Source organism: Photorhabdus akhurstii (assembly GCF_019090985.1).
Classification (GTDB): domain Bacteria; phylum Pseudomonadota; class Gammaproteobacteria; order Enterobacterales; family Enterobacteriaceae; genus Photorhabdus; species Photorhabdus akhurstii.
Genome location: NZ_CP020335.1, coordinates 2,789,467 through 2,802,248 on the forward strand (window position 1 = coordinate 2,789,467; position 12,782 = coordinate 2,802,248).

General features: G+C 38.0%; 9 protein-coding genes and 1 pseudogene. 5 read left to right on the forward strand and 5 right to left on the reverse strand.

What is annotated here, in order from left to right; translation table 11 throughout:
* The first annotated feature begins 287 nt into the window (after positions 1-287).
* Positions 288-1,337 carry a carbon-nitrogen hydrolase family protein gene (locus B0X70_RS12215; RefSeq protein ID WP_036805796.1) on the forward strand — a complete coding sequence of 350 codons (1,050 nt, stop codon included), beginning with the start codon at positions 288-290 and terminating at the stop codon, positions 1,335-1,337.
* A gap of 501 nt (positions 1,338-1,838) precedes the next feature.
* Complete coding sequence (locus B0X70_RS12220) at positions 1,839-6,749, forward strand: putative adhesin (RefSeq protein ID WP_217471609.1); 4,911 nt, start codon at positions 1,839-1,841, stop codon at positions 6,747-6,749.
* An 85-nt stretch (positions 6,750-6,834) separates the two neighbouring features.
* Here B0X70_RS12220 and B0X70_RS12225 read toward each other — a convergent pair whose 3' ends face one another.
* The gene (locus B0X70_RS12225; protein ID WP_217471610.1) at positions 6,835-8,184 is read right to left on the reverse strand and encodes a Fic family protein; all 1,350 of its coding nucleotides are present in this window, start codon (positions 8,182-8,184) and stop codon (positions 6,835-6,837) included.
* 268 nt (positions 8,185-8,452) lie between these two features.
* Between B0X70_RS12225 and B0X70_RS25580 the strand changes: the two are divergent.
* The 3 genes and pseudogenes from B0X70_RS25580 to B0X70_RS12235 all read left to right on the forward strand — a co-directional run.
* Positions 8,453-8,587 (forward strand): annotated as a pseudogene (locus tag B0X70_RS25580) (DNA-binding protein); the annotation flags it as partial.
* A gap of 39 nt (positions 8,588-8,626) precedes the next feature.
* The gene (locus tag B0X70_RS25205; protein WP_246593557.1) at positions 8,627-8,815 is read left to right on the forward strand and encodes a hypothetical protein; all 189 of its coding nucleotides are present in this window, start codon (positions 8,627-8,629) and stop codon (positions 8,813-8,815) included.
* A complete protein-coding gene (locus B0X70_RS12235) occupies positions 8,812-10,092 on the forward strand; it encodes a type II toxin-antitoxin system HipA family toxin (RefSeq protein ID WP_217471612.1) in 1,281 nt (426 codons plus the stop codon). Before B0X70_RS25205 ends, B0X70_RS12235 begins: the two co-directional genes overlap by 4 nt.
* A gap of 87 nt (positions 10,093-10,179) precedes the next feature.
* On the opposite strand, the gene B0X70_RS12240 is transcribed toward B0X70_RS12235, so the two are convergent.
* From B0X70_RS12240 to pyrF, 4 genes are all read right to left on the reverse strand, one after another.
* Positions 10,180-10,659 (reverse strand): nuclear transport factor 2 family protein, encoded by a 480-nt coding sequence (locus B0X70_RS12240; RefSeq protein WP_046396505.1) that lies wholly within the window; start codon positions 10,657-10,659, stop codon positions 10,180-10,182.
* Between the two features lie 32 nt (positions 10,660-10,691).
* Entirely contained in the window at positions 10,692-11,297 is a 606-nt protein-coding gene (locus B0X70_RS12245; protein WP_217471613.1) for a TetR/AcrR family transcriptional regulator, read from the reverse strand.
* Positions 11,298-11,681: 384 nt separating this feature from the next.
* A complete protein-coding gene (gene yciH / locus B0X70_RS12250; protein ID WP_036805779.1) occupies positions 11,682-12,008 on the reverse strand; it encodes a stress response translation initiation inhibitor YciH in 327 nt (108 codons plus the stop codon).
* Entirely contained in the window at positions 11,998-12,744 is a 747-nt protein-coding gene (gene pyrF / locus B0X70_RS12255; protein ID WP_217471614.1) for an orotidine-5'-phosphate decarboxylase, read from the reverse strand. The genes yciH and pyrF overlap by 11 nt, the downstream gene beginning before the upstream one ends.
* Positions 12,745-12,782 lie beyond the last annotated feature (38 nt).

The following is a 12,782-nucleotide window of genomic DNA, read 5'->3' on the forward strand; positions in this document are numbered from 1 at the left end:
TTTCAATGATCAAAAAATAACATTACAGCCCCTAAGTAGTTTGATTTATGACCGACATCAGATGAATAATTCTAGATCGATATATTGGTTTTTACGTACCAATAAGTTTTTTCTATAAAAAAATAGCAATTATTGCATACAAAAATAACACAATATAAAACAATGGTATTTTTTACTAAAAAAATGTGGACACAGTTATATATTCTAAAATAAAGCGTAAATTCTATACCATTGGACTTAAAATCCACATTATGATGGATACCCCTACACCAAAGAGATAACTAACTATGTCAACAAATACAATATATCGTGTTGCCGCCGTTCAGGCGGCTCCCGTTTTCCTTGATCTTGAAGCTACCGTTACAAAAACTATCACGTTAATTGAATTAGCAGCTAATAATGGTGCTAAGTTGATTGCTTTCCCTGAAACTTGGATTCCGGGCTATCCGTGGTTTATCTGGCTGGATTCCCCTCTCTGGGGCATGCAATTCATCAAGCAGTATCACAACAATTCATTAATTATCGGTAGTCATCAATACCAACGTATTGAACAGGCCGCCGCCGATAATAATATTATGGTGGTGCTTGGTTTCAGTGAGAAAGATAAAGGCACTCTTTATATGTCCCAATCCATCATTGATCAGACCGGCAAGACATTATTAGCAAGGAGAAAATTAAAACCTACTCATGTAGAAAGAACGCTTTTTGGTGAAAGTGATGGCAGTGGCCTGAGCGTTGTCGAGACGCCTCTTGGTAAAGTTGGCGCCCTAAACTGCTGGGAACATATCCAACCTCTATCAAAATACGCGATGTTTGCCCAAGATGAACAAGTCCATATCGCTGCCTGGCCAAGTTTTTCTGTCTATAAAGGGCATGTTCATGGCCTATCCGGTGAAATGAATACGGCAGTAAGCAGCGTATATGCATTAGAAGGTCAATGTTTCTTCATTGGTGCTTGCGCTCTGGTTTCCCAAGAAATGATTGATATGATGTGCCAAACTGAAAAACACAAATCTCTGCTTGAAATAGGCGGAGGTTATGCCTGTATATACGGTCCGGACGGCAAGCAGCTTGCCAAGCCATTACCCCAAAATGAAGAAGGATTACTGTATGCAGATATCGATCTGAGTGCGATTACCTTAGCAAAAGCGGTTGCAGACCCCGTTGGACACTATTCACGACCTGATGTCACCTGCCTTCTCTTAGATAAAACCCGACGTCAACCAGTTATCATGAAGCAAGACTATTGCTGTGATAGCGAAGTCTGTATTGAAAAAGAGAGTATCTGTGATCCATTAGAGAAAGCATCTACAGCGATTAATATCGATGCTAAATAATAACGGATAAAATCAGTTTATTTTAAATTTTGCAGCCGTGATTTAACTACGTTATTCCCCAATTACACGGCTGTATTCCAATCAATAAAAAACGTTTAATTAGCATCATCCCCTCACAGTAATAACATTTCTCTTTCCATTTCTTCACAAATATGTACTATTCCTACTGTTTACTATTCACCACAGAGTAACTTTAATAAACATCCCGTATTAGCTACAAAAGCCTTTCAGCCCACCTATCAATGGATATATTGGTTTATATTTAACCATATTATAAAAAACTATAAATAAATATTTATATATAGTTATACTAATTAATAATTTTATGATGTTATTAATTGATATTTGATATTAACCAATATCAACTATAATCACCCTGCCTTACGATTGTGACTTTAAAATCACAAAATAATATTTTTATATGGACAATCATCTCCGTAAATCAGATGAATACGGTAGCTATATAGATAAATAATAAATTTAATCAACCTGGAGGATTATATGCCACATTCCGAATACAATATCGAAAATAAAAAAGAGATCTATCAGCCAACAGAAACGGAATATACCGTAGTCAATGGAAAATATTGGGAATATAATCGAGATAATAATAAAAATAAAGATAAGCCATTTATTTCCCTGCTGAAAGGCAATCAAAACTATCCAACTTTGATAACCTCTGATATTAAAGAAATGGCTCTATATACCATAGAAAATTTACTTTCTTATAATAAATACTCAGCTAAATTACAACAGACTTTAAAACAAGCTGTGAACGCCGTTTTCAATGAATATTCTGAGATAAAATATTCTGATTTACTGAATAACATTAATAATATATTTAATCTCTTCTTTATAAAAAATTATAATAGCGCTGATATTGATACAGCAATCAATATCTTAATATCAAAAATAGAAATTCATGAAAAAATAAGAAACATAAGTAAGGATAAAGCCGATTTAGAACAAAATAAAGTTGATATATGGCAGGAACTAGGTATTAATGCCGAAGAACCTTTACTGAAAATATATCGTCAGGCATTCTCTACCGTAGATATCGATGATGAGCTATATTCAGATGCATTGCTAACTTTTATGTCAGATGGAAATTTAACATTAAATGACAAAGAAAAATCAGATTATAACCAACGAATCAAAGATAAAGAGGATCTTTTCAAATCCTATAAAAAAGGCATTGAAAAGGTAAATAGTTTAATTTCCGCTAATAATATTCATCCAGGAATTCCGATTATTCACTCAGAAACAAACCAAAGTATTAGTATTGGAGATGACATACTATTATCTCTGCTAGCCAAAGAAGAGATCGCATTAAAAAAACAACATCGTACTGAGTACAGCCAAAAAGATATTCTTAAACTGCAAACTCTACAAGCTGCTAAGTATCATCTATTAGTCTTATCTTCATTAGGCTCCCTATTATATCAGATTGCCCCTAAAGTCGGAAAAATGACTCAAGGTCATGGTGATTATCGCGATATTATTTTTGCTCAAGATCAGGCTGAATTATTATTTAAAAAATATAATATTCACTATGATACTGATCATATTCTTTCTCAAGAATCAAAACATATTGAAATGGAAGGCTGTATTATTTTAACAGCAGCAATCATTTATCGAATGAGAAAAGAAAATGCTAATGTTGAGCAAGCATTTAAGTATTCTACATTAGAAACAATAAAATTATTTGAAAATGACAAGAAAAAATTTAATCCTTTCAATAAAAGTAACGAAAAACCAGCAGGATACTTTTCTTTTATCGATTTCAAAAAGAGAGATAAATTTGATTCACAATATAACTTTAATGAACAATTTAATGTTTATAAAAACAAATATAGTCATTATGAATCCATTTTACTCAGTAAGTTAATACTTTCATCTCCGGCTGCGCAATTAACTGTTGAAGAAATTATTAACCCACCAGAAGAAGCCTTTCTCTATTCAGTCGAACAGGGTATGGGAAATGTTGCCATGATAAAAATGTATCAAGGTAATTGGTTGGTTGTCTCAACAATACAAGGAGGAGTGAAAGCAAAAAAATATACCCAACAGCAGGTTGACAGCCAGCCCACTTTACGTGCTATGTCTAGACCCAATGCTTTATTTTTAATTGAGCAAAAGATTATGATAGGCATTGGAATGTTTATGGAAAATCAAATAGTCACTACAGGGAAAAGGCTGTTTCCGATTGGCTATCAGCGGGCCAAAACCTTGAGTGGCTTCTCAGAAACAAGCAGATATAAATATTCTTACGACACATTCTGGAATGATTATTACGGTATAAATTCAGGAATGAATGTGGGGATTAGCTTCACAGGTTCACCTAAATTTAATTTTTATAAAGAAGAGAACTTACTTTCTGTTACTACGAATATAGTACAGCAAGGTCTAAATGACATCGCAATAAAAAGTAAACAAGCGCTGGATATTACCTCTGGTTGGCATATAGCGGCAACTATTCTTATTCCTTTCTATAATGTTATCTACAAAGCAACAACCGATAGTGAATATAAATTAACTGGAGAAGATATTGGCTCAATTGTTTTTGATACAGCAAATGTGCTATTAGTTGTTGCTACTCTAGGTATGTCATTGACTGAATCAATGGCTGCAAAAGTCACACAAACCACATTGCGCCTCAGACAAGCCGGTCTGACCGGACGAGCTTTAATTACAGCAGTTATCAGGACATTACCTGAACATGGCATCACAACTTTACGCCAATCTTCTCGCATTCTACTCGGCGGATTAATTGATTTAATCGAACCTTTACCGATCAGATCGACACTCACCTTAACTTACCGAGGAGTTGTCAGCGCAGTAGGTGCGATAAAAAATAGTATTAAACTTGAGAAAAGTTTCGCTGATATTTTTAGCAAAAGTACCATAGGGCTTGGCAAACTTAAAAATGAATGGAAAGTCAGCAATATTTCACTTGATAGAATGATACCTCATGCAAATGAAGGAATATATAAAGGGATTTATTCAATACGCCCTGCTAGTGTGGAAACAGCCGTTAAACAGAACTACTATATAAAGGAATCTGGCGCTAATTATCAAGTCAAATGGGATGAAGCAAACCACACTTGGCGCGTAGCCAACCCGGCTTATCCCGAACAATTTAGTTACTGGCCTGCGGTGAAATTAGATAAAAATGGACATTGGGTTACTCATACCGATGTATCTAACAAATTTCTTATCCTGGAGCAAAGTAAAAAAATAGATCAGGAGCTTGAAGCAGCACGCAGTAATATTAATAATGATAAAATATTGGATGCATTTATTCATATCAATACCGCATTCAAAAATTATAAAAAATATGATATCGATAAACTATCAAACATTACTGATACATTAAACCATTTCCTGGAAAAATCCCTCAAACTTGGAGATAAAGAAGCCCTATTCAACACAGAGATAGTGAATATTCAACAAGCCTGGATACGTGAAGTCACTTTACCATTACAAAACAATCCATTACCAAAAAACCTAAGTATTTCGGCTGAAAAAATTAATGCTATCAAAACCGAGCTGCCTTATTTATTAAGGGAAATCTATCCCATTGAAAATCAATTACCTAATGCATCAGCAATCAATAAAATCGCCCTTGCTATTGAAGAAATACCTGGCACACCGATGCCGAAATATTCTTCTGGTAATATCAAAAAAACAATACAATACACATCCGTAGAGAGTAACCGTGTAGATATTCCTCCTGTGGGGATCACAATAACAGGTAATGATCTATTTATTAATCGAGTCACTCACGTACTCGATGAAATAAGTGAGATCCCTTCCGGAAATATCATTATTCAGGAGCTTGAAAAACAGGGTTTAAATATCAAACCGCCGATGATGGATGCCATTGTACGAGAAAAAGATGGTCAATTTTATGCCCGTAATAGCGCCGGTAGCAGTATTGCCTTTGATCCAGAGAATCATCTGATTGGCACAGAAGAGAAACTGACCGAAGAGCCTTGGCGTTCTCGTGAACCTGCTATCGCTTTATATCATGAGATGTTACATATCTATTATAATCGTTACCCAACATGGTTTACTTCTATCGATAATAAGATGATTGATCAAAAAGTCAGCGGGGGATCTTCTTTGCTGGAAGAATCACGAATTGTGGGAACAAAATATTATTCCAACGATAAAAATACGCTATTTGATTTCAGTGATCCCGATTATTTATTAGAAAACAATTCGGCCTTATTGACTGAAAATAGATTCAGAGCAGAATATGCTATATTCAAAGGTGAAAGTGAGTATATTATTCAACCTTATTATGGTAAAGGCGATAGTCAAATTCCATTGAAAAATATTAAAATAAATATCAATGAATCACACCGCAATGTCATGGGTGTGGGCAATGAAAAACCTGAAAAAATGCCCGGTGAATCAGCTACTGATTACCGTAATAGAGTGAGGGAATGGAGAAAAGCTAATAAAAAACCGGAAGAAAGCATTGGATCAGGTGATATTAGAAAAACAAAAGCACAATCCAGAATGGGGATTTTACAAAAAGAATATCCTCAACTTGAACCGCAGAAAATTGAGCTTGGTGGTGCATTCGAATTATGGACAGTACCTAATGAACCGGCGAATAGATTAATGCTGAATTCTCATGGATATTTCTTCTCTGATAGTGCAGCGACGCAAGTCCCCGCTGGAAAAACAATCCAGTTTCTCGGTCCTCACGAGCAGACATTATTGGAAGCACCAGAAAATGCATTAAACTCCCCTTTTGATGTCACATTGGGTAATAGTGGCTTGACGATACAACCTTATGCAACGATAGAATCAGGTAATAAAGCTGGTTCGGCTAGTGTGAAAATAGGTGATAAAACGTTTACTGTGAATGATATTCAGAATATGACTGCCGATGATATTGAAAATTATCTACTAGCCACCGGAGTAGAAGCCAATACAACCAATCATGGCAGGGTAAGAAATTATGGTATCAAATATTATGAGAAAATGCCTGATGAGGAAGTAAAGGCGGCAATATGGAAAAATAGAGCAGACAGTTCGAATATCAATAAATATGACGCGCTATTAGTCAGCCCGGAAGCTGGAAATCGTAAAAAATTGTCCGATATTTTTACGCTGCTGAGAACCGACGAAAGGATGGCAAAATATGATGAAATCACCTTTGTCGCCTGTCGTGAAGAATTGAATAGAATCAACATGAAATCAGTACATGATACTGGCCTTGGCGGTGGTTATGAACCCAAATTCCAACCGACAGTGGTTCTTTCACGTTCAAAACGATCGGCGACACTCACGCCTGATGGAGCAATTATTTATTCCATTATTGCAGTAAATCTGCATTATAATCTCATAACAGAAAAAATCGTCGGTATAGCGCCTTTCCTGTTTATCGATAATTAAAAGATCTTTTTGTATTACTTGAAATACTAAATTGAGGCGGGAAATATTTTCTCGCCTTATTTATTTTAAACTGTACTAATTCTGCCTACGATTTTGATATCTTATTTAGCCTACTACGTAGATCTGCGGGGGCAATATAATAAGTTGTTCTTCTTATTTTTATAGGAAAAAATATATTCATTGCCTCAAGCTCTCTAAGTAATTTTCTAGCTGTATTTTCACTAACATCATATACATTTTGAACCGATTTAACTTTAAACAATCTTCCAGGTTCTTTTACACCTTTTTTAATTAAATCTTTCTGAATGAAGGTTAGCTTACTTTTATACTTTGAATTTTCCAACACATCTACAATTTCATAAAATTCTTTTGTTTTTACTTTTAAATATTCTTGTAACTCATCAAATGCGTTTAGAATAGCATTAACATTAAAATCGATAAAATAAGTTAAATCCCCATAATCCTTTTGAACATAAAGATATGACATACCATAGTCTTTAGCGTGCTCCTTGATAACCTTGCTTATTGAAATATATTCAAAAATATCATATCCATTCTTTAACATGTACCAATAAAATATTGCCCTTGCAGTTCTGCCATTCCCATCTCTAAATGCGTGTTCATACCCGATCATGAAATGAAGAATAATCGCTTTTATTACTGGTGGTATAAATTTCCGGCCACCCTCTCCATTATGATTTTCGTTAGCAAAAGCACATAATTCTTCTAACCTATTTTCTAACTCCTCATAATTTGGCGGGTAAAATAATGGATTGTCATCATTGCCAATGTAGATATCATTACTGCATCTAAATTCCCCCGGTATATTTTCGCTTTCAGATACACCATTAGTCGCTATTCTGTGAAATTCAAGCATCAAATCCCTTGTAAGGAGTTCTTGTTTTCTTTTATCCGCTAGCTTTAATAGCATATAATTATTCAGAATCATTCTTTCATCAGGAGTGCTGGGCGCTAATTCTTCCTCTAGCATTTTTTTTGCGTCAGCTCGGGTAGTTGCCGCACCTTCCAATTGAGCGCTGGTGATGGCTTCTTCCATCAGTAAAGATGATACTAAGTAATTCTGTTGAATATTATCTGATGCTTGAGATCCTGCAATTGCGGCTACTTTACCTGCACCAAGTTGTACAATTTTGTGCAATTTTGGTTCTAGTGAATCATGTATACAAAAACTAAACTCATTCCCGCTTTTATCAAATAAGCCCGTACTTTTTTTTACCTGATCTCTACAGAACTTTACCGCATACCAGATGTGTTCAGCTTCTTTACTAGGAACTCGCCACTTAAGCTGACTCCAATGAAGGTATCTTCCCTGTTTATCAACAATGCTATATTCACTGAGGTATTCCCCGAATTTCACAAAATCTAGGTTTGAGAAATTAAGTTTAGGTGATTGTTCTACAGGATGTTTTGCCATATTACCTCACATTTTAAAATTTGATGTATAGGTAAGTATGACAGTAAATCCTTAAGGATATCAACACGAATAAACCAGATTCATGAACTGTTTGAAAAGGAAGATCTCTTTTATAAAGGACTCATATAAAGCTTTAAAGTACATAAAACACATTTATAAGCTTCATTTAGAACTCTTAAATCTCTCTCTTTTTATATTCAGATTCTTGCAAAATAAGAGGTATAATAAAGTCTTTTAACCATAAAATTTAAACTTAAGAGGTGCATTTGTGTCTCTAATACTCTATACCGAATCAGAGTTGCTGGCAGAACTTGGAAACCGCCTGCGAGAGCACCGACTGCGGCGCAACATGCTCCAGACAGAACTGGCGCTCAGAAGCGGTATTTCCGTCTCAGCGCTCAAAAAACTAGAGGCCAGTGGACAAGGCACGCTTGAGAATTTCATGAAGGTCGTCTTTGCTCTACGACTGGAGAACGAAATGAAGTCCCTGTTTGCGCCACAACAGATCAGCATTGCACAACTTGAAGCCATGAAGGCACCGGCTCGCCAACGCGCCCGGCGAACCCAACGTTCATCTCGGAAACCCTCCGGCAATGGCCGCGCTCATCAATCAGGAGACTCAAAAAAATGACAACGCGAAACTTTCAGTACCGGTCATTAAACCGACTACAAGTGGTCTACCGCGGTCAAGGGGAACAGTGGGTGTTGGGTCATCTGGCCGAAAGTACTGTGCGTGGCCGCTATTTATTTGAGTACACCCAAGAAGCTCTTGATAATGGCATCGAATTCTCTCCCCTACAACTACCACTTACCACAGAGACTTACGCGAATTTTGAGCACTTTCAGGACTGGCTCCCGGGCTTCATCGCAGATTCCCTGCCGGATGGCTGGGGGCGACTGCTTATGGACCGGTTCCTTCGCCGTAATAATGTCGATCCTGGCCGGATTTCCGTCCTGGAACGCCTGGCATTATTGGGCAATAACACAATGGGGGCTCTCACCTACCAACCTGCTCTGCCTTTACCGGACGATCAGGAAGACAAATATAGTATTCTGAACTTGACCGGGCTGGCTCAACAGATTCGTCAGGAAGTAACTGGTCAGGACTCAGAGGCACTGCGCGAACTTTTTCTACTTGGCGGCTCGCCCCACGGCGCCAGACCAAAGGCACAGGTAGAATATAATCCATCCACCGGCCAGATGAAAACAACTGCGTTCCCTGAGAGTGAGCCTTGGCTGGTTAAATTTCCCGCAGCAGAGGAAAATCCTTGGGTTTGTGCCCTTGAAGAAGCTTACGCCTGTACGGCCAGAATGGCAGGCATTGATTTTCCCACAAGTCGCTACTTCCGCCTTGAAGGGGAGCTTGCTGCTTTCGGTGTCCAGCGTTTCGATCGTGAGAATGGAATGCGAGTGCCGGTACTGAGTATGGCCGGCGCCCTACATGCCGACTTCCGATTACCCTGTATGGATTACATAGATATCTTACGGGCAACTGGCTTCATCACGCGCTCTGTTGTTGAGCGAGAAATCCAAGCCCGTCGTATGGTGTTCAACGTGTTGATGCATAACCGTGATGATCATGTGAAGAATTTCTCCTTCATTCTAAATGAAAGCAATGAATGGGTGGTGTCCCCCGCCTATGATCTGACCTTTGCGGACGGTCCCGGCGGACAACATCAAACCTCAGTGGGTGGTCATGGCACGAATATCACCCGCACCATGTTGCTTAAGGTTGCCAAAGATGCAAGCATCGCGTCGGCCAGAATGAATAACATTATTGATGAAATAGCAGATGTCGCCGCTGACTTCGCCCATACGGCACGGAATGTAACTGATGATATTCCCACTGACGAACTCCATCAGGTCACGAACTGCATTAACCGTAATCTGTCTTGCCTCAAACGATAAATTCAAAGATACGGGCCTTCTGAATTCTTCCGTTATCAGAAGGCTAAGCATGCACATTAGCCGCGTTTCGGCCATCTCCTAAAAGGATTACAATCCTAACTCAGATAATCCAGGATGATCATCAGGACGGCGACCTAATGGCCAATGAAATTTGCGTTCGGATTCTTTTATCGGAAGATCATTAATGCAAGCATAACGGTTGTACATCAAGCCATCTTCGTTAAATTCCCAATTCTCATTACCATATGAGCGAAACCAGTTACCGGAATCGTCATGCCATTCATAAGCATAACGAACCGCTATTCTATTATCAGTAAACGCCCAAAGTTCTTTAATTAATCTATATTCATGCTCTTTCGCCCATTTTCTGGTTAATAAACCCTGAGCTTCTTTACGGCTATGCACGAATTCAGCGCGATTACGCCAATGGGTATCCAATGAATAGGCCAATGAAACCTTTTCAGGGTCACGGCTATTCCACCCATCTTCCGCCAAGCGGACTTTTTGAATAGCGGTTTCCCGAGTAAATGGCGGTACCGGCTGGCGAATTTCTTTTGTATTAGACATATTGTCTCCTAATTAATTATAATTAAATTTCATTAACTCACATCACATTTATTCAGCAATGCCCTGGCAATATTCATCGCCTCTAAAGCATAGTGTGTATCATTCATCACATGCGCAGTTGTAATAGCGCCTTCTATTAAGAGTAGGAGTTTCCTCGCTAAATCCACTGATGAATCTGGCGATATTTCTTCACAAATAGAAAGCACGTAAGTAAAAACTTTCTCTTTATGTTCTTTCGCAATTATCCTTACAGGATCATCTGGATTAGGCCGTTCACCGGATGTATTGATAAATGCACATCCCCTAAAATCATCACTTTCGAACCATCGTTGTAATACCAGAAAAATATTCAGCAATTTTTCTTTAGGTGTTTTATATTCGGCTATTGATGAAGTAAACCACCGCATCCAGCGTTCATCTCGCCGACGAAGAACTTCTTCAATCAGCCCCTCTTTCGTACCAAAATAACGATAAATTGTCTTACGTGAAGAACCTGTCGTGCGCGTTATCAGATCGATACCTGTAGCCGCAATCCCCCTTGTGTAAATCAATTCCTCTACAACATCCAACATGTTTTCCCTGATGTTGGGCACCGGCTCATCTTCCATGTTTTTCATGGTAGAACGATCATTCTCCATAGTCAACCTCTTTACTAAAAAAATGAATTTAAATTGTTATCTATATGATTTAAAAAGCAATTATAATACTCATCGCCTTTTTCATCAAAACTGCTCATTTCCACATAATAGCTCTTTTAAATAAAAATATTATCAAAGAAACGAAGAAATAATATTAAATTTCCTACTGCCGTTTATTGATTATTATATCAATTTAAAAATATAAATTTATTTTTAAAAGGAAAGATAATATCAAAATATTATTTTTCAGAATATTTAAAATAATCTATTTATTGTGAATTATCTTTAATTAAAAACTTAAGAATTATTAAATAAATAATAAAAACACTACCAATAATTAGACCAAGAAATAAAATGGATGAAGGGCGAATATCCGCCCTTCTGTTAACCACCAGCTAATTTAACTATCATACCTTTAGCTTCAAGTAACTGTTTCAATAAATCCCTTTTATCACCCTGAATTTCTATTTCACCGTCCTTTACTGAACCACCACAGCCACATTTTTTCTTCAATTCAGCCGCCAGTTTAATCAGTGCCTGATCATCAGCATCAATTCCGGTAATTACACAAACCCCTTTTCCTTTACGACCACTGGTTTGACGTTGAATACGAACAATACCATCTCCTTTTGGACGCAAGGGTTTAACTGTTTCTTCCTGAATACGGCCTTTATCTGTGGAATAGACTAGACGCGAATTATTATCTTGCATTAATCACTCCCGCAATAGATTGATTAATCTGACGCAATGCTGCCGCAGGATCGGCGGAACGGGTAATCGGACGACCAATAACCATATAATCAACCCCAGCCAATACCGCCTGTTCCGGCGTCATGATACGGCGTTGATCGCCTGCATCGCTGCCCATCGGCCGAATCCCCGGAGTCACTAATTGAAAATTCTGACCACAAACCTTTTTCAGTTGTTGAGCTTCATGCGCAGAACAAACCACACCATCTAGCCCACATGCCTGAGTCAGTTTTGCCAACCTTTCAGCCTGTTGCGCTGGCGTCATATCAATACCAATACCTTGTAGATCCGATTGTTCCATGCTGGTTAACACCGTGACAGCAATTAACAACGGAGCGTCATGACCATAAGGCAGCAGCGCCTCTTTCGCCGCTGTCATCATTCTGGCGCCACCACTCGCATGTACGTTTACCATCCAAACGCCCATTTCAGCAGCAGCGGCTACCGCTCTGGCGGTGGTATTAGGAATATCATGGAATTTCAAATCCAAAAATAGTTCAAAACCACGTTGATGCAACAACTTAACAAACTGCGGACCATGCAGGGTAAACATCTCTTTACCCACTTTCAGACGACAATCCTGCGGATCAATTTTATCGGCAAAAGCCATCGCCGCATCCTGATTATCGTAATCTAAAGCAACAATGACAGGCGAGCTAATCTGTCTACCGAACGACGTTAAGGTATGAGATGTCATTTTTTAACCTTTTTGACTAACAAAGCAACATTATGATG